The following is a 19,405-nucleotide window of genomic DNA, read 5'->3' on the forward strand; positions in this document are numbered from 1 at the left end:
TCCTCCGCCTTGCAGCCGCACGCACCAGACCCCGCTCGGGTCGGCCCGAAGGCACCGTCGATCCGAGCCGGCCTGATCCGGAAGAAAGGCCCTAGGTGGCGAGCGCCTGTTCCGGTTCGCCGCTCTTGCGCGGCCGGGCCGGTGCCGGGCGTACCGCCACCGGTTCCGTCCTCGGCGCGGGCTCCGGGGTCTCCGGGTGGGCCGGGTCGTGGACCTCGCCCACCAGCAGCTCCAGCGCGTCCTCCAGCGCGACCAGGCCGAGCACCCGGCCGGAGGCGTCGGCCACCTGCGCCAGGTGGGTGGCGGCCCGGCGCATGACGGTCAGCGCGTCGTCCAGCGGGAGTTCCGCGCGGAGCGTGGCCATCGGACGCCAGACGTGCTGCGGCACGGCCCGGTCGGAGTCCTCCAGGTCGAGGACGTCCTTGACGTGGACGTACCCCATGAAGGCGCCCGTGCCGGCGGCCACCGGGAAGCGGGAGTAGCCGGTGCGCGCCGTCAGCTCGACGATCTCCCCCGGCGTCACCGACGGGGGCACCGTCACCAGGGTCTCGCGCCGCAGCAGGACGTCGGTGACCGGGCGGGAGCCCAGCTCCAGCGCGTCCTCCAGCCGCTCCTGCGCCTCCGGGTCGAGCAGCCCGGCCTGGCCGGAGTCCTCCAGCAGGCGGTTGAGCTGCTCGCTGGTGACGACGGCCTCCACCTCGTCCTTGGGTTCGACGCGGAAGAGCCGCAGGACGCCCTGGGCGCAGGCGCCGAGGGCCACGGTGACCGGCTTGCAGATCCGGGCGAAGTACACCAGGCCGGGCGCCAGCCACAGCGCGGCCTTCTCGGGCGCGGCCATGGCCAGGTTCTTCGGCACCATCTCACCGATGACCAGGTGGAAGAAGATCACCGCGGCCAGCGCGATCACATAGCCCAGCGGGTGGATCATGCCCTCGGGCAGGTGAGCCGCTTCGAACAGCGGCTCCAGCAGGTGGGCCACGGTCGGCTCGGCCACCGCGCCCAGGGTCAGTGAGCAGACGGTGATGCCGAACTGGGCCGCCGCCATCATCTGCGGCAGCCGCTCCAGGCCGTGCAGCACCTGGCGGGCGCGCGCGGTGCCCAGCGGCTCGATCTGGCTGCGCCGGACGGAGACGAGCGCGAACTCGGCGCCGACGAAGAATCCGTTGGCGAGGACGAGCAGCGCGGCGAAGAGGAGTTGGACGACGCTCATCGGACGGCCTCCGTCGGCTGGGCGGCGGGCGCCGTCCGGACCAGGCGGACCCGCTCGGCGCGGTAGTGGCGGACCTGGCGCACGGACAGCCGCCAGCCGGGCAGTTCGGCTCGGTCGCCGGGGGCCGGGATGCGGCCGAGCAGGTCGGCCACGAGGCCGGCGACGGTCTCGTAGGGGCCCTCGGGGGCGTCCAGACCGATACGGGTGAGGACGTCGACGCGGCAGCCGCCGTCCACGTCCCAGGCGGGACGGCCGTCCTCGGGCGGGGCGGGTGCCACTTCGGGCGCGCCCTGGCGGTCGTGCTCGTCGCGGACCTCGCCGACCAGTTCCTCGACGATGTCCTCCAGCGTGACCACGCCCGCGGTGCCGCCGTACTCGTCGACGACGACCGCGATGGGCTGCTCGCTGCGCAGCCGGGTCAGCAGGGGCCGCACCGGCAGGGTCTCCGGGACCAGCAGCGCCTTGCCGGCGATGCGGGCGACCGGGGTGCGCAGGCGCGCGTGCGCCGGGACCGCCAGGGCGTCCTTGAGGTGGACCATGCCGACGATCTCGTCGATCTTCTCCCGGTAGACGGGGAAGCGGGACAGGCCGGTGGCACGGGTGAGGTTGACGACGTCCTCGGCGGTGGCCGAGTCCTGCAGCGCGCTCACCTTCACGCGCGGGGTCATGACGTGCTGGGCGGTCAGGTCGCCCAGGGACAGGGTGCGGACGAACAGGTCGGCCGTGTCCTGCTCCAGGGCCCCGGCCCGGGCGGAGTGCCGGGCCAGGGAGACCAGCTCGCCCGGGGTGCGGGCGGAGGCCAGTTCGTCGGCCGGCTCGACGCCGAGGGCGCGCACCAGCCGGTTGGCGACCGTGTTGAGCACGGCGATCACCGGCCGGAACAGCCGCGAGAACAGGTGCTGGGGGCCCGCGACGAACCGCGCGACCTGGAGCGGCTTGGAGACCGCCCAGTTCTTGGGGACCAGTTCACCGACCACCATCTGGATCGCGGAGGCCAGCAGCATGCCGATGACCACGGCGACGCCGGAGACGGCGCCCTCGGGGACGCCGAGGGCGCCGACCGGTCCGCCGAGCAGGTCCGCCAGGGCGGGTTCGGCCAGCATGCCGACGACGAGCGAGGTGATGGTGATGCCGAGCTGGGTGCCGGAGAGCTGGAAGGAGAGTTCCTTCAGCGACTCCACGACCGTACGGGCGCGCTTGTCGCCGGCGGCCGCGGCCTGCTCGGCGTCCTGGCGCTCGACGGTGACGAGGCCGAACTCGGCGGCCACGAAGAATCCGTTGGCCAGGATCAGCAGGAAGGCCGCTCCGAGGAGCAGCAGGGGGGTGCTCATGATGCCGCCGCCTCCGCGTGCACGCGGGCCGGGTGGTCCGCGGTATGTCGGCAGGGGGCGGCGCAGGTACTACAGGACGATCCGTCCATCGCCGGAGAGGGTCACTCCTCGGATAGCAGGGAAAACCTCCGCGCGCCGGGCTCGGCACGACGGAGGCGGAGGCGTCGGGAAAACGCCTCCGCCAACAGATTAGTCAAGACCTGGGCAGGTGCGGCAAGGGTGGCCGCCCCTGAATGGCCCCTGAGCCGGAACCCCGGGGGCCTTGAGAGCCCGCGCCGGGCCCGTCCGGGCCTCAGGCCCGGGGGAATTCCGGATCGCGCGGCGCCTGCTGCTCCACCAGAGTGCGCAGGCTCCGCGCGTCGGCGATGGCGCGCTGCTTGGCGACGCCGGGCTGGATGCCGAGCGCGGCCAGGCTGGTGCCGTCGCTGAGGTCGAGGAACACCCAGGGGTCGCCCGGACGCAGGTTGACCCGGACGATCTCGGCCCAGGCCAGGCGGCGGCTGCCCGCGATGTTGACGACGGTGACGCCCGAGTCGTCGGCGACGACCTTCACGCGGGCCAGCCTCGCCAGCACCCAGGCCATCAGGGCACCGGTGAGGACGAAGGTGAGCCGCTCCCCCGGGCCCATGTCCAGCAGCAGGGCGATGACGGTCACGACCAGGAAGATCGCCACACCGGCGGTGAGCAGGATCACCCGGGTGCTTCCCGGCCGGAAGGTGACCGGGAGGGCGGGCGGGGCGGGGGGCTGGGCAGGCTCGGACACGGGCTCGCGGTTCCTCAGAGACGGCAGGCGTGGATGGCCGTGGTCAGGATGGCCCGGGCGCCGATGGCGTACAGGTCGTCCATGATCCGCTGGGCCTCCTTGGCGGGGACCATGGCGCGGACGGCGACCCAGCCCTCGTTGTGCAGCGGGGAGACGGTCGGGGACTCCAGGCCCGGCGTGAGCGCGACGGCCTTCTCCAGCTGCTCCACGCGGCAGTCGTAGTCCATCATCACGTAGGTCCGCGCGACCAGGACGCCCTGGAGGCGGCGCAGGAACTGCTGGACCTTCGGCTCCTCGGTCTCCGCGCCGGTGCGGCGGATCACGACGGCCTCGGACTTCATGATGGGCTCGCCGAAGACCTCAAGACCCGCGTTGCGCAGGGAGGTGCCGGTCTCCACGACGTCGGCGATGATCTCCGCCACGCCCAGCTCGACGGCCGTCTCCACGGCGCCGTCGAGGTGGACCACGGAGGCGTCGATGGCGTTGTCCGCCAGGTGGCGGGCGACGATGCCCTCGTAGGAGGTGGCGACCGTGCGGCCCTTGAGGTCGGCCGTGCCGGCGAAGGTGCCGGGCCGGGCGGCGAAGTGGAAGGTGGAGCGGGCGAACCCGAGCGGGAGGATCTCCTCGGCGCCGGCGCCGGAGTCGATCAGCAGGTCACGGCCGGTGATGCCGATGTCGAGCTGTCCGGAGGAGACGTAGATGGCGATGTCCCGGGGGCGGAGGTAGAAGAACTCGACCTCGTTGACCGGGTCCACGGTCCGCAGTTCCTTGGACTCCCGCCGCTGCCGGTAGCCGGCCTCATGCAGCATCTCCCCCGCAGGTCCGGACAGGGAACCCTTGTTGGGGACGGCGATGCGCAGCATGAGGTCGGCTTCCTTCGTGTGACGGGGTGGTGCGGGGGGGTGCGGTGTGACGGATCACAGATGGGCGTAGACGTCGTCCAGCGAGATGCCGCGGGCGACCATCATCACCTGAACGTGGTAGAGCAGCTGCGAGATCTCCTCGGCAGCGGCATCCTTGCCCTCGTACTCGGCGGCCATCCAGACCTCGGCGGCCTCCTCGACGACCTTCTTGCCGATGGCATGGACGCCCTTGCCCACCAGTTCGGCGGTGCGGGAGGTGGCGGGGTCGCCGGTGGCTGCCTTGTGCTGGAGCTCGGAGAAGAGCTCCTCGAACGTCTTATTGGACATGGTGGTCCTCACCCTACGCGGTCCGGGCGGTGTCTCAGTGCCAGGGTTCGGACACCGAACGCAGGGTGGCCGCCGTGGCCACGGCCGCGGTGACCGCCTCGTGGCCCTTGTCCTCGCTGGAGCCCTCGATGCCGGCCCGGTCCAGGGCCTGCTCCTCGGTGTCACAGGTCAGGACGCCGAAGCCGACGGGGACGCCGGTGTCCACCGAGACCTGGGTGAGGCCCTGGGTGACGCCCTGGCACACGTACTCGAAGTGCGGGGTGCCGCCGCGGATGACGACGCCGAGGGCGACGACGGCGTGGTAGCCGCGGTCCGCCATGGCCTTGGCGGCGACGGGGAGTTCGAAGCTGCCGGGGACCCTGATCAGGGTCGGCTCGTCGATCCCGAGGTCGTGCAGGGCGCGCAGGGCGCCGTCGACCAGACCGTCCATCACCTTGTCGTGCCACTGCGCCGCGATGACGGCGACCCTGAGGTCGCTGACGTTGCTGCGTACGGAGATCTCCGGTGCACCCTTGCCGCTCACGTTGCTCCTTCGCGCTGTTCGCTCGGTATCGCTTACTGGTTGCCGCAGGTGGACACGGGGGTGTCCAGCCAGGGCAGGTCATGGCCCATCCGGTCGCGCTTGGTGCGCAGGTACCGGACGTTGTGCTCGTCGGCGTGGACCGGCATCGGCTCGCGGCCGGTGACCTGGATGCCGTGCCGGGTGAGCGCGTCGGTCTTGTCGGGGTTGTTGGTCATCAGGCGGACGTCGTGGACGCCGAGGTCGGCGAGGATCTGGGCGCCGGCCGCGTAGTCGCGGGCGTCGGCGGGCAGGCCGAGCTCCAGGTTGGCGTCCAGGGTGTCCCGGCCGCGCTCCTGGAGTTCGTAGGCGCGCAGCTTGGACAGCAGGCCGATGCCGCGTCCCTCGTGGCCGCGCAGGTAGACGACGACGCCCCGGCCCTCGGCGTGGATGCGGGCGAGGGCGGCGTCGAGCTGGGGGCCGCAGTCGCAGCGCAGGGAGGCGAAGACGTCGCCGGTGAGGCATTCGGAGTGGACGCGGGCGAGCACGCCGGTGCCGTCGCCGAGGTCGCCGTGGACGAGGGCGACGTGTTCGACGCCGTCGGGGGCCCGGTAGCCGTAGGCGGTGAAGGTGCCGTGCCGGGTGGGCAGGCTGGTCTCGGCCTCGCGGCGGACGGTGGGCGCGGCGGCGGTGACGGCCTGCTCGCGCTCGGCGGCGGGCGCGGGGACGCGCAGGTGGCTGACGAGGTCGGCGATGGAGATGATCGTCAGGCCGTGCTTGCGGGCGAACGGGATCAGCTCGGGCAGCCGCAGCATCCGGCCGTCCTCGCCGGCGATCTCCACGATGGCTCCGGCGGGCCGGAGCCCGGCGAGGCGGGCGAGGTCGACGGCGGCCTCGGTGTGGCCGTCGCGGACGAGGACGCCGCCCTCGCGGGCGCGCAGCGGGAAGATGTGGCCGGGGCGCACCAGGTCGGTGGGCCCGGCGGTGCCGGACGCCAGCAGCTTCAGGGTGGTGGCGCGGTCGGTGGCGGAGATACCGGTGGTCACGCCGTGCGCCGGGGAGGCGTCCACGGAGACGGTGAAGGCGGTCTTCATCGACTCGGTGTTGTCCTCGACCATCTGCGGCAGGTTCAGCCGGTCGAGTTCGGCGCCCTCCATGGGGGCGCAGATCAGGCCCCGGCACTCGCTCATCATGAAGGCGACGATCTCGGGGGTGACCTTCTCGGCGGCGATGACGAGGTCGCCCTCGTTCTCGCGGTCCTCGTCGTCCACGACGACGACGGGGCGGCCCGCGGCGATGTCGGCGATCGCCTGCTCGACGGGGTCGAGCCGGAAGTCTTCGATGCTGTCGGTGGGGTGCAGCGGGGGTGCCGAGGTCATGCGGGCGTTCCTTCCAGGACGGGCCGCGCGTCCTCGCGGGAGCGCAGCCACCAGTCGCGCATGCCCCACAGGACGAGCGCGCCGTAGATCACGTAGACGAAGCCGGAGAAGGCGTAGCCGTTGGCGAAGTTGAGGGGGACGCCGACGACGTCGACGAGCAGCCAGGCGAACCAGAACTCGACCATGCCCTTGGCCTGGGCGTACATGGCGACGATGGTGCCGACGAAGATGTAGGCGTCGGGCCAGGGGTCCCAGGACAGAGACGGGTACGCGGTGAAGAGCAGCGCGACGGCGACGGTGCCGGCGGCGGCCGCCGCGATCATGACGGCGCGCTCGCGCCAGGTGGCGAAGCGGGGGGTGATGTGGCCGTCGGCGGCCTTGCCGCGGCTGCGGCTCCACTGCCAGAAGCCGTAGACGGCGACGGCCATGACGACGACCTGCTTGCCCGCGCTGCCGGCCAGGTGGCCGTAGAAGGCGGCGAAGAGGATCAGGCCGGAGAGGAGCTGGACCGGCCAGGTCATGAGGGAGCGGCGCCAGCCGAGCGCGAGGGCGGCCAGGCCGAAGAGGTTGCCGATCATGTCCGACCAGAGGATGTGCTGGCCGAGCAGGGTGAACGCCTCGGTGTTGAGCGAGTTCACGCGCCTGCCTCCTGTCCGGCGCCGAGCAGCCGCTCGACGTACTTGGCGATGACGTCCACCTCGAGGTTGACCGGGTCGCCGGGCTGCTTGTGGCCGAGCGTGGTCAGGGCGAGGGTGGTGGGGATGAGGCTGACGGTGAGGAAGTCGGGGCCCGCCTCGACCACGGTGAGGCTGATGCCGTCGATGGTGATGGAGCCCTTCTCCACGACGTAGCGGGAGAGGTGGGCGGGCAGCGAGATCTTCACGATCTCCCAGTGCTCGGACGGGGTACGGGCCAGCACCTCGCCGGTGCCGTCGACGTGACCCTGCACGATGTGGCCGCCGAGGCGGGCTCCGACGGCGGTGGGACGTTCGAGGTTGACGCGGGAGCCTACGGCGAGCGCGCCGAGGCTGGAGCGCTTCAGGGTCTCGGCCATCACGTCGGCGGTGAACTCGTCGCCCTCGTGGTCGACCACGGTGAGACAGACGCCGTTGACGGCGATGGAGTCCCCGTGCCGCGCGCCTTCGGTGACGACGGGGCCACGGAGCCGGAAACGGGAGGCGTCGCCGAGGTTCTCGACGGCGGTGACCTCGCCCAGCTCTTCCACGATTCCGGTGAACACGTCCCCGGTCCTCCTGCCTCTTCGGGCACGGACTCCGGGGCGCCGGTCGACGGAGCGACGGGCATGGACGGGTGGGGCGCACCGGGTACGACGCCGAAGGGGACCCGTCCTGACACGGACGGGACCGGATACGGCGGCGCGCATGGTGATGCCCGCCCGCCGCGCACTGCCTCCCATCCGGACTTTAACCGTCGGTCCAGGAATTTCACCTGGTCAACCGGCCGCTGGAAGCGACCGGGTCGCGGACTGTAACCGCCGGTTCGGACTTTCACCGACCCCGGAGTGCGCTGCTTCTGGTACATGGCAAGTCTGCCACGCCCGCCCGTCGGCCATACAGGTGACCGGTGTGGGCTGCCTCACAGCAGAGCCGTCCGAGTGAAGGGCTGGACCGCCGCCCGGAACAACAGCCCTGCATAACAAGGCAATTGAGCTTGGTCCGTACCTGTTGACCGTAGTGGTCTAGTCCTCTTATGGTGCGACCGGACCCGGCGGTGGTGACGACGGCCCTTGCCCGCCGCCGGGTTCCCACCAGCCCGGGGCCGGCGCCGCGCGGGCATGTCACATTTCCCCAAGGCGCGTCCGTCACAAGGTCACGGGCGTGCCGGACGGGCCGCCCAGGACCTTCGGGGAAGGCGGACGGCATGACCACGATCCTGGTGACGGGCGGCACGGGCACGCTAGGGCCTGTCCGGCGGATCAGGGCGCGGGTAAGAAACGGTGCCCGTCGACCCAGGTGAGCGGGGTCTGGTGCGTGCAGCTGCAAGGCGGAGGAGGGAGTCGACGCGGAGCGGTGGGGGTCCCCCCTGCTCGAGCGAAGTCGAGAGCTTGGGGGAGAGTGACGACAACGCCGCTGGGGGTCCCCCCTGCTCGCAGAGCTCGGGGGAGGGCGTGCCAGACCCCGCGTCCGCGCCGTGATCCGCCGGACAGGCCCTGGAACGGCCGGTCGTACAGCGGTTGCGGGCGGGCGGCCCCGAGCTGCGTTCCGTGCCCTCCCTGGCCCGCGCCTACCTCGACGCCACGGGCAGGCGGCGCCGGCTGCTCGAACTCCCCCTGGCCGGGCGGACCTACCGGGCCTTCCGGGCGGGCGGGCACCTGGCACCGGAACTGGCCGTGGGCAAGGGGACGTTCGAGGAGTACCTGGCGCGCCGGTTCGGCTGAGGGCTGCCGGAGGCCGGAAACACGGCGGGGCCGGAGAGTGCCGGAAGCGGCACTCCGGCCGGGGCTGCGGCAGGGCTACGGTGGCGCGGAGGGGGTGGTCCGCGTGGTGCTCGCTCTGCTCGGCGTGGTGCTGGTCCTGGCCTGGTCGGTCACGGTACTGGTCCGCCGCGACCGGCGCCGGTCGCCCTCAGGCCCCGAGGCCCGGCGGATCGAGGCGGCGGCCACACGGGGGCTGCGGGACGCCCGGCGCCGGGCCCACACCCTGCACCGCTTCAACGACGTCGACGGCGTGAGCGCCCTGAGGGACCGCGACTGAGCCGCGCTACGACGCGAACAGCTCGTCCTGCGCCCGGTCGCGCGCCGTCAGCAGGGCCCCCCGCAGCACCGCCGCACCCCCGAGGGTGCCGGCCCTGACCTCGGTGGCCAGCGGGGACATCCTCCGCAGCCGGGCGCCGACCCGCGCCGCGAGCACCTCTCCCCCGGCCTGGCCGACCTCGCCGCCGAGCACCACGCAGCCGGGGTCGAGAACCGCGGTGACGGCGGCCGCGCCGATGGCGAGACGGTCGGCGAGGGCGTCGAGGAAGCGGCCGGCGGCCGTGGTGCCTGTCCCGGCGGCCCCACGGCCGGGCTCTCCGTCCAGGACCGACCCCGACTCCACCGCCTCGACCGCCGCCGCGACCACCCGCGCCGCTTCCGGCCCGTCCAGCGGCTCCCCGGCCGGCAGGCCGTGTTCGCGGGCGAGCGCGCCGATCGCGGCGGCCCCCGCCAGGGCGTGGAAGCCGCCGTCGCAGTCGGTGGCCGAGGGCAGCGAGCCGGTGCCGGGGACCGGCAGGAAGCCGATCTCGCCCGTGCCGCCGGAGGCGCCCCGGCGCAGGCGGCCGTCGAGGACGACGGCGGCGCCGACGCCGTGTCCCAGCCACAGCAGGACGAAGGTGTCCCGGTCGCGCGCGGCGCCCTCGCGCTGTTCGGCGAGGGCCGCGAGGTTGGTCTCGTTCTCGACGGTGACCCGCGCCTTCGGAAGTCGCCGCTGGAGCGCGGCGACCAGGCTGCGGTGCCAGGCGGGCAGCCCGCTGGAGTCACGCAGGTCACCGGTGGCCGGGTCGACCAGACCGGGCGCGCCGATGCCCACGGTGTGCAGCCCAGCCCAGGCGTCCGGCCCCGCCTTCCGCGCCGCCTCCTCCACGGCGGCGACCGCCTGCTCGACGGCGGAGCCGGTGCCGCTCCCGGCGTCGATGGGCACCGCCACCTCGGCCAGCACCCGCCCGACCAGGTCGGAGACGAGCACGAGGACGCCCCCGGTGCGGACGTCGAGGGCGGCCAGGTGGGCGCGGTCGGCGGCGATGCCGTACAGCCGGGCGTTGGGGCCGCGGCGCTGCTCGCCCGACTCCCCCACGACCCGGATGTGGCCGGAGACGGAGAGGCGCTCGACGAGGTCGCTCACGGTGGGCCGGGACAGTCCGGTGAGCTGTTTGAGCTGTCCGGCCGTCAGCGGGCCCTCCTGCTGCAGCAGCCGCAGGGCGAGCCGGTCGTTGATGGCCCGTGCGGTGCTCGGTGATGCGGGCATGACGGGAATCCTCCCAGAGGCGGGCCGCCGGACGCACTCTATCTATCAGGCAGGGTCCCTGATAGTTTGCGCGGTGCCGTGGAGCAGGTGCGGCGGGGACCGACCCGGGGAGGGACGTGGACATGGGTGATGCGAGCCGGCCGGCCGGCGAGGTCAAGCGCGCCCGGTACGCCGTGGCCGCGGTGTTCGCCGTGCACGGCGCCGTGACGGGCTCCTTCGCCACCCGCGTGCCCTGGATCCAGGAGCATGCCGGGCTGAGCGCGGGCCGGCTCGGGTTCGCGCTCGCCTTCACCGCGCTCGGCGCCTCCGTCGCGATGCCGCTGGCGGGCCGGATCAGTCACCGCTTCGGCAGCCGTACGGCCCTGCGCGGGCTGCTCGCGCTGTGGACCCTCTCCCTGGTGCTGCCCTCGCTGGCGCCGAACCTGCTCACGCTGTGCCTGGGGATGTTCGCCTACGGCGCCGCCTCCGGCATGGCGGACGTGGTGATGAACGCGCTCGGCGTGGAGATCGAGCGGCTGCTCGGCAGGTCGATCATGTCGGGCCTGCACGGCATGTGGAGCACGGGTGCGCTGATCGGATCGGCGGCGGGCACGCTCGCCGCGCATCTCGGCTCCGACGCCCGGCTCCATCACGTCCTGGCCGCGGGCGTGCTCACCGTGCTGGGGCAGCTGGCCTGCGCCTGGGTGCTGGACGTGCAGCCCGCCGAGGACGAGGAGCCGCCGCCCAGGTTCGCGCTGCCGCCCCGCTCCGCCCTGCTGATCGGCGCGGTCGGCTTCTGCGCGGTGTTCGCGGAGGGGGCGAGCCTGGACTGGTCGGCGGTGTTCCTGAAGGACCGGCTGGACGGCTCGCCGGGCCTGGCCGCGGCCACCACGACCGGGTTCATGCTGACCATGGCCGTCGCCCGGATCGCCGGGGACGCGGTGGTGAACCGCTTCGGCGCGGTGCGCACGGTCCGTACGGGCGGTCTGCTCGCCGGGGCGGGCGGCCTGCTGGTGGTCCTCGCGGACCGGCCGCCGCTGGCCATGACCGGCTTCGCGCTGATGGGCCTCGGCATCGCGGTGGTGGTCCCGCTGTGCTTCGCGGCGGCGGGGCACTCGGGGCCCAACCCGAGCCAGGCCATCGCGGGCGTGGCCACGATCACCTACACCTCGGGGCTGATCGCGCCGAGCCTGATCGGCGGGGTGGCGCAGGCGACCAGCCTGACCGTGTCGTTCGCCGTGGTGACCTTGCTGGCCTGCGCGCTCGCGGGGTTCGCGGGTGTGCTGCGCACCGCCGAGCGCGGTGGCGGCGAGGTCAGCCGGCGGCCCGCAGCAGTTCCCGGCCCACCTGCCTGAACCCCTCGCTCCAGGGCGCGGGCCGCAGTGTGCCCGCGTCCAGCCGGACCAGGACGCGGGTGCCGCGCGCGTAGGTCGTGGCGCCGTCGGCCGAGCAGAGGCGGAAGCCGTAGGTCAGGCCCGTGGTACCGAGCCGCTCCAGCCAGAGGTGGACGGCGTAGGCGCCGGGGCGGGTGACGGGCGTCTCATAGCCGATGACGAGTTCGCGGACCGCGTTGCAGGCGTCCCCGGCGGCCGTCCAGTCGCCGTCGAAGCGGACGCCGTGACCGTTCCACAGCTCGGTCCAGGCGCGCTCGACGAGCAGCGGGTAGCGGGCGTTGTGCAGGAGTCCGAGCGCGTCCAGGTCGTCGAAGTGCACGGCGACGGGGACCAGTTGGCCGTACGGCACGGCGGGAACGGTCGGGGCTTCGGCGGTCACGGCGGGGCTCCTGCGGCGGGCGGACGGGGCGGGGAACGCCCCCGGACCCGAACATACTAAGCGACCGCTCAGGAGCCCTTCCGGGTAACTCCCCTGGTCAGGCCGGGGTGCCCGGACACGCGTTCCCGGCGCGCGAAGGGCACCGCGGACGCGAAGCGCGCCTCCGTACCCCTGACAATGGTGCGGACCCTCTTCAGTACAGAGAAAGCGAAACCCCACCATGGACCTCGGCGTGCGCTGGAAGCTGCACGGTGATGGAAAGTCACCCGCACCCGGAGCGGTGGTACGCCCCGACGAACGGCTGACCTGGCCGCGCACGGTGGGCCTGGGCGCCCAGCACGTCGTGGCGATGTTCGGCGCCTCCTTCGTCGCCCCCGTGCTCATGGGCCTGGACCCCAACCTGGCGATCATGATGTCGGGTGTGGCGACGGTGATCTTCCTGCTCGCCACGCGCGGCCGGGTCCCCAGCTACCTGGGCTGCTCGCTGTCCTTCGTGGGCGTGGCCGCCGTGATCCGCGCGGACGGCGGCAGCAGCGCGACGGTGACCGGCGCGATCCTCGTCGTCGGTGTGGTGCTGTTCCTGGTGGGTCTCGCCGTGCAGCGGTTCGGCGCGCGGATCATCCACGCAGCGATGCCGCCGATCGTCACGGGCGCCGTGGTCATGCTGATCGGCTTCAACCTCGCCCCGGTGACCGCCACGACGTACTGGCCGCAGGACCAGTGGACGGCGCTGCTGGTGATGCTGTTCACCGGTCTGGCCGTGGTCTGCCTGCGCGGTTTCTGGTCGCGCATCGCCATCTTCCTGGGCCTGGTCTTCGGTTACCTCATCTCCTGGATCTTCGACCTGACCCTCGGCAAGATCCACTCGACGGACGCGAGCGGCAAGGTCACCGACCACTGGCGCCTGGACCTGTCCGGCGTCTCCCAGGCGGACTGGATCGGGCTGCCCACCTTCCACGGGCCGTCCTTCCAGTGGTCGGCGATCCTGGTCGCGCTGCCGGTCGTGATCGCCCTGGTCGCGGAGAACGCGGGCCACGTCAAGGCGGTCGGCGAGATGACGGGCGACTCGCTCGACGACAAGCTCGGCACCGCGATCTCGGCGGACGGCGTCGCCTCCGTGCTCTCCACCGCGGTCGGCGGCCCGCCGAACACCACGTACTCCGAGAACATCGGCGTCATGGCCGCGACCCGCGTGTACTCCACCGCCGCCTACTGGGCCGCCGCCTGCTTCGCCCTGCTCTTCGGCGTCTGCCCGAAGTTCGGCGCGGTGGTCGCCGCGATCCCCGGCGGCGTCCTCGGCGGCATCACCGTCATCCTGTACGGCATGATCGGCCTGCTCGGCGCCCAGATCTGGCTGCACGGCAAGGTGGACCTGCGCAATCCGCTGAACCTGGTCCCGGCGGCCGCCGGCATCATCATCGGCGTCGGCAACGTCACCATGAAGTTCACCGACACCTTCTCCCTGAGCGGCATCGCGCTGGGCACCCTGGTGGTCATCACCGGCTACCACGCGCTGCGCGCGTTCGCCCCGGCGCACCTGAAGACGCAGGAGCCGTTGCTGGACGAGGGCACGTCGAAGTACGACGAGTCGGACGAGCACACCGCGCGGCCCGAGAAGCCGTAACGGCACGGTCCGGCCCGGCGTTCGCTCGTTTTGGCGAAGCGCCGGGCCGGTCGGCCCGCCGCCCGGCGCGCGGCTGCCACCCTTCCCCCATGGCGCTGCCGCGATACCCCACCACCCCCGTCGACGCCGTCCTGTCCCGGATGCGCGCGCTCGGCGCGGAGCTGCCCCGGCGGGACGGGGTGGCCGTGTTCAACCGGGTCTACCTCAGCGTCACCGAGGAGGTGGACCGGCGGCTGGACGCCGGCGAGTTCACCGACCCGTGCGCGGCGGCCGCCCTGGACGTGCGGTTCGCCGAGCGCTATCTGGAGGCCGTGGACGCGGTCGCCGAGGACCGCCGGCCGCCCGCCTGCTGGCGCCCGCTGTTCCAGCTCCGCCGCCATCCCGGCGTCACCCCGCTGCAGTTCGCACTGGCCGGCATCAACGCCCACATCGGGCACGACCTGGCGCTGGCGGTGGTGGACACCTGCCGGGCGCTGGGCTGCGAACCGGCCGACCTGGAGGACGAGTTCGACCGGGTGGGCGAGCTGCTCACGGCGCTGGAGGAGCGCATCCGGGAGGATCTGATGCCCGGCCCCGACCTGCTCCAGATCGCCGACCCCATCACGCACCTGCTGGGCTCCTGGAGCCTGGAGCGGGCCCGTGACGCCACCTGGTCGGCGGCCCGCGTCCTGTGGGCGCTGCGCCGCTGCGGGGACGTGGCCGAGGAGTTCGCCGCCCGGCTGGACGCCGCGGTCGGGCTCGCGGGCCGGATGCTCCTCACCCCGCTCCGCGACTGATCCGGCCGGAACTCACCCCTTCCGGTGACTCCCGGAACAGTCGGGCGAGGGCCGCGCGTTGAAGGGACATCCCGACGCGAAGGAGCACCGGTATGACGACCAGGCTCGGCCTCGGCCTTCCCCAGATGCGCCAGTACGACATCGGCAGGGACGTGCCCGACGTGGCGCGCGCGGCCGAGGAGATCGGCTACGACAGCCTGTGGGTCTTCGAGCGGGCCCTGGTCCCGGACCCCGCCACCCAGGGTCTGTACGGCATACCGGGCATGCCCTGGCCGGAGTGGTACCGGGGCGTGGCCGACCCGCTGGTCACCCTCACCCTGGCCGCGTCCGCGACCTCGCGGGCCGAGCTGGGCTCCAGCGTGCTGGTGGCCCCGCTGCACCTGCCGTTCCAGCTCGCCAGGACGCTGGCGACGCTGGACGTGGCGAGCGGCGGCCGGGTCGTCGCGGGCTTCGGCACCGGCTGGTCCCTCGACGAGTACGCGGCGTCCGGCGTGCGGCCCTTCGAGGAGCGGGGTGCGGCGCTGGACGAGGTGCTCGCGGTGTGCCGGGCGGTGTGGGGTCCCGATCCGGTCGTACATCACGGCAAGACCACCGACATCGCCTCCGCGATCGTCGGCCCGAAACCGGTGCGGCCGGTCCCGGTCCTGCTGGCGGCGACCAACCGCCGGGCGATGCGGCGGCTGGTGGAGCATGCGGACGGCTGGCTGCCGGGCGCCTACGGTCCCGAGCAGCTCGCCACCCAGTGGCGCGATCTGCGCGAGCTGGCCGAGGAACAGGGCCGCACGGAGCCGGTCCGCACCGTGATCAGGGTGAACGCGCGCGTGTCGGACAAGCCCCGCACCGACGCCGACCGCCCGGCGTTCGAGGGCGACGCGGACCAGATCGTGGCCGACATCGCGGCGCACACCGGCATCGTTCCGGACGCGGAGATCCTCCTCGACGTCCAGAGCGAGGCGCGGGACGCGGCCGAGCTGAAGGAGACCGCCGCCGAGCTCTACGAGAAGGCGCGGGCGGCCGGGATCTGAGTCCCGGCCGCCGCCGCTCCCGCTCAGTCCTCGGGCAGCTCGACGGGCGCGATCTCGTCGTAGACGTCGCCCGGGCCCGGGTTGGTCGGGTCGGTCTCGCCGCCGAAGTGCCGCATGACGCCCCAGACCGCGTTCAGCGCGGTCTGGACCGCGCCCTCGGCCCAGCCGGCCGTCCAGGAGATGTCGTCACCGGCGAGGAAGACACCCCGCTTGTCCTCGGGCAGCCGGTCCTGCATGAAGTGCGTGAACAGGCGGCGCTGGTAGCGGTAGTGGCCGGGCAGGTTGGCCTTGAACGCGCCCATGAAGTAGGGCTCGTTCTCCCAGGAGACGGTCACCGGGTTGCCGATGATGTGCTTCCGGATGTCGACCTTCGGGTAGATCTCGCCGAGCGACTTCAGCATGACCTCCATCCGCTCGTTCGCGGACAGCGGCAGCCACTTCAGGCTGTCGTCGCACCAGGTGTAGGAGAGGCAGATGACGGCCGGCTTGTCCGGGCCCTCGTCCAGCAGGTAGGTGCCGCGGGTCATGCGGTCGGTGAGCGTCATCGACATGACGTCACGGCCCGTCGCCTCGTCCTTGTCCAGCCAGAACGGCCGGTCGACGGGCACGAACAGCTTGCTGGACTCCATGTAGTGGGTCCGCTCGATCGCCGTCCAGTGGTCGATCGGGAAGAGCGAGTCGTCGCAGGCGATCTTGGAGAGCAGCATCCAGGACTGGGCGGTGAAGACGGCCGCCTCGTAGGTCCGGATGTCGCCGTTCGCGTCGGTGACCGTGATCCGGTTGCCCGAGGTGCGGTTCAGCCGGGTCACGGCCGGGCGGGGCTCGCCGTTCACGTGCAGCGAGGCCAGCGAGGTGCCGTAGGGCCAGTGCACGATCTTCTCGGGCTCGCGCTCCCACATCCGCAGCGGGAGCTGCTGGGAGCCGCCGACGATGCCCCGGTGGTGGTCGTCGGCCTCGGTGTAGACGACGCGGAGGATCTCCAGAATGGAGTTGGGGAAGTCGGTGTCCCAGCCGCCGGTGCCGAAGCCGACCTGGCCGAAGATCTCGCGGTGCCGGAAGGACTTGAACGCCTCGGAGTCGCAGAGGAAGCCGTAGAAGGTCTGGTTGTCGAGCTTCTCGACCAGCTTCGCCCAGATCTCGCGGATGCGCGGCACGTCACGCTCGCGCATGGCGCGGTTCATGTCGGAGAAGTCGGCGCCCTCCTCCAGGCACTTGTTCCACGCGGCGGCGACGTCCCGGTAGACCTGGGGCAGGTCCTCGACCGTCTCGGCGTAGTGCGACTCGCCCTTGAGGTCCACGACGGTCGACGGGGTGCCCTCGGCCAGCGGGTTGGGGAACGGCCGGGTGTGCAGGCCGACGAGGTCGATGTAGTGCTGGAGCGCCGTGGAGGACGGCGGGAAGCGCATCGCGCCCATCTCGGCGGTCAGCGACTCGTCGCAGCCCTCGAACCCGACGGTGCGCAGCCGGCCGCCGAGCTGGTCGGCCTCGTAGACGACGGGCTTGAGGCCCATCTTCATCAGCTCGTAGGCGGCCACGATGCCGGAAAGGCCGCCGCCGATGACGGCGACCTCGGTGCCGTGCTCGGTCGCCGGTATCTGGCCGAGGCCCGCCGGGTGGGCGAGGAAGTCGTCGTAGGCGTAGGGGAAGTCCGGGCCGAACATGGTGATCGGCGGCTGCTGCTCGTCGGCGTGCTCGACGGCGTTGGGCACCGTGGACGTCATGGGGTACGGACTCCTTGCGCGGAAGTACTGCGAGGAACTGAGGGGGGAAGGGTTCAGCGGGCCGGGCCGAGGGACCCGTAGAGGCCGGGGCGGCGGTCGGCCAGGTACGGGTTGGCGTCGCGGGAGGCGGCCAGGAAGGCGGGGTCGGCGTCGGCGAACACCAGCTGGGCCCCGGCGCGCCCGGCGCGGACGCGGGCCACGCCGTCGGGACCGGCCAGCGTGGACAGCCCGACGAACTCGAACTCCCCCTCCTGCCCGACCCGGTTGACGTAGGCCACGTACATCTGGTTCTCGAAGGCGCGCACCGGGATCATCGACTCCGGCACGAACTGGTACGGGTGCATCTGCGCGGTCGGCACGATCAGCAGGTCGGTGCCGGCCAGCGCGTGGGCGCGGACGTTCTCCGGGAACTCGACGTCGTAGCAGATCAGCAGGCCCACGGTGAGGCCGTTCAGCTCGGTCTGGACGACCTGCCGCTCGCCCGGCGTGAAGTGGTCGCGCTCGAAGCAGCCGAAGAGGTGGGTCTTGCGGTAGTTGGCGAGCCGGCCGCCCTCGGCGGAGATGATCTGGGCGGAGTTGTACACCGTGCCGCCGTCGCGCTCGGGGTAGCCGTAGGCGATGGCCAGGCCGTGCCGGGCGGCGATGTCGGCGACCGCGTCGGCCGAGTCGCCGTCGGCGGGCTCGGCGAGGTGGGGGATCTCCCCGCCGATCGCGTACCCGGTGAGGAACATCTCCGGTGCGGCCAGCAGCCCGGCGCCCGCCTCGGCGGCGCGGCCCGCGGCCTCGTCGAGGACCTTGAGGTTCTCGGCGACGGAGCCGGGGCGGCCGGAGCTCTGGAGCAGGGCGGTGCGCATGCGTGGTCCTCACCGGAAAAATGGGGGTTCGGGGAGACATCGACGGGGATCGATGAGCCAGTAAGACGGTAAGGTCGGCGCGCTCACCCGGACAAGAAGCACCCGTTGCGCGCCGGTGCGCGGTTCGTTGCGTCGGTGCGGTCCCGTACGGCGATTCGTTGCGCCTGTCCCGGGTACACGCGCGTAGACGACGGCTACAGCTCGCGCAGCCTGCGCACGATCTCCCGCAGCAGCTCCGGGTCGGCCGCGGCACCGTGGACCGGGAGACGGCGGGGCGCGTCGATGCGGACCAGGCCCTGTTCGGCCAGGTCACCGAGGAGAACCCGGACGACGGTGAGGGGCAGGTCGGCGTCGGCCGCCAGCTCGACCACCGGGCGCGGCCCCCGTCGGACATGGCCGAGCAGGGCCGCCCGGGCGTGGTCGACGCCGGGCCCGTCCGGCCCGGGCTCCAGGGCCGTGACCCGCGACATCAGGTCGATGGTGTGCCGGGCCGAGGGCCGGGTGCGGCCTCGGGTGACGGTGTAGGGGCGGACCATCGCCCCGGTGTCCTCCTCGTACCAGCAGTCCTCGTCCACCGGTCAGGACGCCGAGCGGGCCGCGGCGTCCAGGTGGCGGCCGAGGCGGCGGACGAGCAGGGCCATTTCATGGGCGAGCTGCCCCACGTCGGTGCGGGACTCGCTGAGCACGGCGAGACGGCTGCCGTGTCCGGCGGGCGTGAGGAAGAGGTAGGCGTCCTCCAGCATGACCATGGTCTGCCGCACCCCGCCCGCGGCGAACCGCTCCCCCGCGGAGTCGGCGAGCCCCTGGAGGCCCGAGCAGACGGCGGACAGGTGCTCGATGTCGCGGCGGCGCATCCCGTCGGAGCTGCTGAGCGGGAGTCCGTCGGCGGTGAGGAGCACGGCCTGGCGGACGTGTTCGGTGCGCGAGACGAGGTCGTCGAGCAGCCAGCCCAGGTCGGTGCCGGGCGCGCCCGGGGGCACGGCCGGGTTCTCCGGGTTCAGATCGTCACCGTACATCGTCGGTGTCCGTCCCTTCGTCGGCTTGCGCGTCGGTGGGGGTGCCGGTCCCGCCCGGGGCGGGCAGGCCGTTGCGGCCATCGTGCAGGCCCCGCTGGAAGGCGGCGAACAGGGCGCGCATCTCCTCGGGGTCGGCGGCGCCGAGCGGGGAGTCCTCGGGAGGACCGGCGCGCAGTTCCGGCGCGAGGGACGCCTGCCGGGTGCGTGTGGGCAGCGCGGCGCCCGGGGGGACCGGTGCCTGGTCGGTGAGGTTGCCCGGCCACAGGAAGTGGTAGAAGCCCGTGACCAGACCCGCGTCGCGCG

At 72.8% G+C, this 19,405-nt stretch carries 20 protein-coding genes, 2 pseudogenes and 1 riboswitch; of the genes and pseudogenes, 6 read left to right on the forward strand and 16 right to left on the reverse strand.

All coding sequences use genetic code 11. The features are described 5' to 3' along the window. Nucleotides 1–91: 91 nt before the first annotated feature. From ABZ898_RS29300 to ABZ898_RS29340, 9 genes are all read right to left on the reverse strand, one after another. Nucleotides 92–1,210, reverse strand: a complete 1,119-nt coding sequence (locus ABZ898_RS29300) for a hemolysin family protein (protein WP_361665350.1) — start codon at nt 1,208–1,210, stop codon at nt 92–94. Then, nucleotides 1,207–2,541, reverse strand: a complete 1,335-nt coding sequence (locus ABZ898_RS29305; RefSeq protein ID WP_361665352.1) for a hemolysin family protein — start codon at nt 2,539–2,541, stop codon at nt 1,207–1,209. The genes ABZ898_RS29300 and ABZ898_RS29305 overlap by 4 nt, the downstream gene beginning before the upstream one ends. 292 nt (nt 2,542–2,833) lie before the next feature. Beyond that, the gene (locus tag ABZ898_RS29310; protein ID WP_361665354.1) at nt 2,834–3,304 is read right to left on the reverse strand and encodes a PH domain-containing protein; all 471 of its coding nucleotides are present in this window, start codon (nt 3,302–3,304) and stop codon (nt 2,834–2,836) included. A gap of 14 nt (nt 3,305–3,318) precedes the next feature. Continuing rightward, complete coding sequence (hisG, locus tag ABZ898_RS29315) at nt 3,319–4,167, reverse strand: ATP phosphoribosyltransferase (RefSeq protein WP_361665356.1); 849 nt, start codon at nt 4,165–4,167, stop codon at nt 3,319–3,321. Between the two features lie 54 nt (nt 4,168–4,221). Beyond that, a complete protein-coding gene (locus tag ABZ898_RS29320; RefSeq protein ID WP_361665358.1) occupies nt 4,222–4,494 on the reverse strand; it encodes a phosphoribosyl-ATP diphosphatase in 273 nt (90 codons plus the stop codon). A 34-nt stretch (nt 4,495–4,528) separates the two neighbouring features. Next, complete coding sequence (gene ribH / locus ABZ898_RS29325) at nt 4,529–5,017, reverse strand: 6,7-dimethyl-8-ribityllumazine synthase (protein WP_361665360.1); 489 nt, start codon at nt 5,015–5,017, stop codon at nt 4,529–4,531. A 32-nt stretch (nt 5,018–5,049) separates the two neighbouring features. Then, nucleotides 5,050–6,372, reverse strand: a complete 1,323-nt coding sequence (locus ABZ898_RS29330) for a bifunctional 3,4-dihydroxy-2-butanone-4-phosphate synthase/GTP cyclohydrolase II (protein ID WP_361665362.1) — start codon at nt 6,370–6,372, stop codon at nt 5,050–5,052. Beyond that, the gene (locus tag ABZ898_RS29335) at nt 6,369–7,010 is read right to left on the reverse strand and encodes a nicotinamide mononucleotide transporter family protein (RefSeq protein WP_361665364.1); all 642 of its coding nucleotides are present in this window, start codon (nt 7,008–7,010) and stop codon (nt 6,369–6,371) included. The genes ABZ898_RS29330 and ABZ898_RS29335 overlap by 4 nt, the downstream gene beginning before the upstream one ends. Then, nucleotides 7,007–7,612 carry a riboflavin synthase gene (locus ABZ898_RS29340; protein WP_361665366.1) on the reverse strand — a complete coding sequence of 202 codons (606 nt, stop codon included), beginning with the start codon at nt 7,610–7,612 and terminating at the stop codon, nt 7,007–7,009. The genes ABZ898_RS29335 and ABZ898_RS29340 overlap by 4 nt, the downstream gene beginning before the upstream one ends. Before the next feature lie 159 nt (nt 7,613–7,771). Then, a riboswitch (FMN riboswitch) is annotated at nt 7,772–7,902 on the reverse strand. 673 nt (nt 7,903–8,575) lie between these two features. On the opposite strand from ABZ898_RS29340, the pseudogene ABZ898_RS29345 reads away from it, so the two are divergent. Next, nucleotides 8,576–8,770 (forward strand): annotated as a pseudogene (locus ABZ898_RS29345) (nucleoside-diphosphate sugar epimerase); the annotation flags it as partial. 103 nt (nt 8,771–8,873) lie between these two features. Continuing rightward, nucleotides 8,874–9,086 (forward strand): hypothetical protein, encoded by a 213-nt coding sequence (locus ABZ898_RS29350; protein WP_361665368.1) that lies wholly within the window; start codon nt 8,874–8,876, stop codon nt 9,084–9,086. Nucleotides 9,087–9,092: 6 nt separating this feature from the next. Here ABZ898_RS29350 and ABZ898_RS29355 read toward each other — a convergent pair whose 3' ends face one another. Continuing rightward, nucleotides 9,093–10,334 carry an ROK family transcriptional regulator gene (locus tag ABZ898_RS29355; protein WP_361665370.1) on the reverse strand — a complete coding sequence of 414 codons (1,242 nt, stop codon included), beginning with the start codon at nt 10,332–10,334 and terminating at the stop codon, nt 9,093–9,095. 122 nt (nt 10,335–10,456) lie between these two features. Between ABZ898_RS29355 and ABZ898_RS29360 the strand changes: the two genes are divergently transcribed. Next, on the forward strand, nt 10,457–11,668 hold the full coding sequence (locus tag ABZ898_RS29360) for an MFS transporter (protein ID WP_361665372.1): 1,212 nt from the start codon (nt 10,457–10,459) through the stop codon (nt 11,666–11,668). Here ABZ898_RS29360 and ABZ898_RS29365 read toward each other — a convergent pair. Continuing rightward, entirely contained in the window at nt 11,628–12,086 is a 459-nt protein-coding gene (locus ABZ898_RS29365) for a thioesterase family protein (protein WP_361665374.1), read from the reverse strand. The two genes, ABZ898_RS29360 and ABZ898_RS29365, sit on opposite strands and share 41 nt — an antisense overlap. Nucleotides 12,087–12,306: 220 nt before the next feature. Between ABZ898_RS29365 and ABZ898_RS29370 the strand changes: the two genes are divergently transcribed. From ABZ898_RS29370 to ABZ898_RS29380, 3 genes are all read left to right on the forward strand, one after another. Further along, entirely contained in the window at nt 12,307–13,710 is a 1,404-nt protein-coding gene (locus ABZ898_RS29370) for a solute carrier family 23 protein (protein WP_361665376.1), read from the forward strand. A gap of 89 nt (nt 13,711–13,799) precedes the next feature. Continuing rightward, a complete protein-coding gene (locus ABZ898_RS29375) occupies nt 13,800–14,486 on the forward strand; it encodes a DUF5995 family protein (protein ID WP_361665378.1) in 687 nt (228 codons plus the stop codon). A 92-nt stretch (nt 14,487–14,578) separates the two neighbouring features. Next, nucleotides 14,579–15,511 carry an LLM class F420-dependent oxidoreductase gene (locus ABZ898_RS29380; protein WP_361665380.1) on the forward strand — a complete coding sequence of 311 codons (933 nt, stop codon included), beginning with the start codon at nt 14,579–14,581 and terminating at the stop codon, nt 15,509–15,511. A gap of 23 nt (nt 15,512–15,534) precedes the next feature. On the opposite strand, the gene ABZ898_RS29385 is transcribed toward ABZ898_RS29380, so the two are convergent. The 5 genes and pseudogenes from ABZ898_RS29385 to ABZ898_RS29405 form a co-directional block, all read right to left on the reverse strand. After that, nucleotides 15,535–17,232: an NAD(P)/FAD-dependent oxidoreductase gene (locus tag ABZ898_RS29385; protein ID WP_361665382.1), complete on the reverse strand. Its 1,698-nt coding sequence runs from the start codon at nt 17,230–17,232 to the stop codon at nt 15,535–15,537. Nucleotides 17,233–17,285: 53 nt separating this feature from the next. Then, on the reverse strand, nt 17,286–18,086 hold the full coding sequence (locus ABZ898_RS29390) for a carbon-nitrogen hydrolase family protein (protein ID WP_361665384.1): 801 nt from the start codon (nt 18,084–18,086) through the stop codon (nt 17,286–17,288). Nucleotides 18,087–18,280: 194 nt separating this feature from the next. Further along, nucleotides 18,281–18,661 (reverse strand): DUF742 domain-containing protein, encoded by a 381-nt coding sequence (locus ABZ898_RS29395; RefSeq protein ID WP_361665386.1) that lies wholly within the window; start codon nt 18,659–18,661, stop codon nt 18,281–18,283. Between the two features lie 3 nt (nt 18,662–18,664). Then, nucleotides 18,665–19,102 carry a roadblock/LC7 domain-containing protein gene (locus ABZ898_RS29400; RefSeq protein ID WP_361665388.1) on the reverse strand — a complete coding sequence of 146 codons (438 nt, stop codon included), beginning with the start codon at nt 19,100–19,102 and terminating at the stop codon, nt 18,665–18,667. After that, nucleotides 19,092–19,405, reverse strand: a pseudogene (locus tag ABZ898_RS29405) (hypothetical protein); the annotation flags it as partial. The pseudogene ABZ898_RS29405 and the gene ABZ898_RS29400, both read right to left, overlap by 11 nt.

It is taken from the genome of Streptomyces sp. NPDC046860, from assembly GCF_040645115.1.
Lineage (GTDB): Bacteria > Actinomycetota > Actinomycetes > Streptomycetales > Streptomycetaceae > Streptomyces.

What these genes read in the sequence shown, in the direction of transcription:
- ABZ898_RS29300 (WP_361665350.1), bottom strand. Translation starts at nt 1,210, where the DNA reads ATGAGCGTCGTCCAACTCCTCTTCGCCGCGCTGCTCGTCCTCGCCAAC.
- ABZ898_RS29305 (WP_361665352.1), bottom strand. Translation starts at nt 2,541, where the DNA reads ATGAGCACCCCCCTGCTGCTCCTCGGAGCGGCCTTCCTGCTGATCCTG.
- hisG (WP_361665356.1), bottom strand. Translation starts at nt 4,167, where the DNA reads ATGCTGCGCATCGCCGTCCCCAACAAGGGTTCCCTGTCCGGACCTGCG.
- ABZ898_RS29320 (WP_361665358.1), bottom strand. Translation starts at nt 4,494, where the DNA reads ATGTCCAATAAGACGTTCGAGGAGCTCTTCTCCGAGCTCCAGCACAAG.
- ABZ898_RS29330 (WP_361665362.1), bottom strand. Translation starts at nt 6,372, where the DNA reads ATGACCTCGGCACCCCCGCTGCACCCCACCGACAGCATCGAAGACTTC.
- ABZ898_RS29355 (WP_361665370.1), bottom strand. Translation starts at nt 10,334, where the DNA reads ATGCCCGCATCACCGAGCACCGCACGGGCCATCAACGACCGGCTCGCC.
- ABZ898_RS29360 (WP_361665372.1), top strand. Translation starts at nt 10,457, where the DNA reads ATGGGTGATGCGAGCCGGCCGGCCGGCGAGGTCAAGCGCGCCCGGTAC.
- ABZ898_RS29370 (WP_361665376.1), top strand. Translation starts at nt 12,307, where the DNA reads ATGGACCTCGGCGTGCGCTGGAAGCTGCACGGTGATGGAAAGTCACCC.
- ABZ898_RS29375 (WP_361665378.1), top strand. Translation starts at nt 13,800, where the DNA reads ATGGCGCTGCCGCGATACCCCACCACCCCCGTCGACGCCGTCCTGTCC.
- ABZ898_RS29380 (WP_361665380.1), top strand. Translation starts at nt 14,579, where the DNA reads ATGACGACCAGGCTCGGCCTCGGCCTTCCCCAGATGCGCCAGTACGAC.
- ABZ898_RS29385 (WP_361665382.1), bottom strand. Translation starts at nt 17,232, where the DNA reads ATGACGTCCACGGTGCCCAACGCCGTCGAGCACGCCGACGAGCAGCAG.
- ABZ898_RS29390 (WP_361665384.1), bottom strand. Translation starts at nt 18,086, where the DNA reads ATGCGCACCGCCCTGCTCCAGAGCTCCGGCCGCCCCGGCTCCGTCGCC.
- ABZ898_RS29400 (WP_361665388.1), bottom strand. Translation starts at nt 19,102, where the DNA reads ATGTACGGTGACGATCTGAACCCGGAGAACCCGGCCGTGCCCCCGGGC.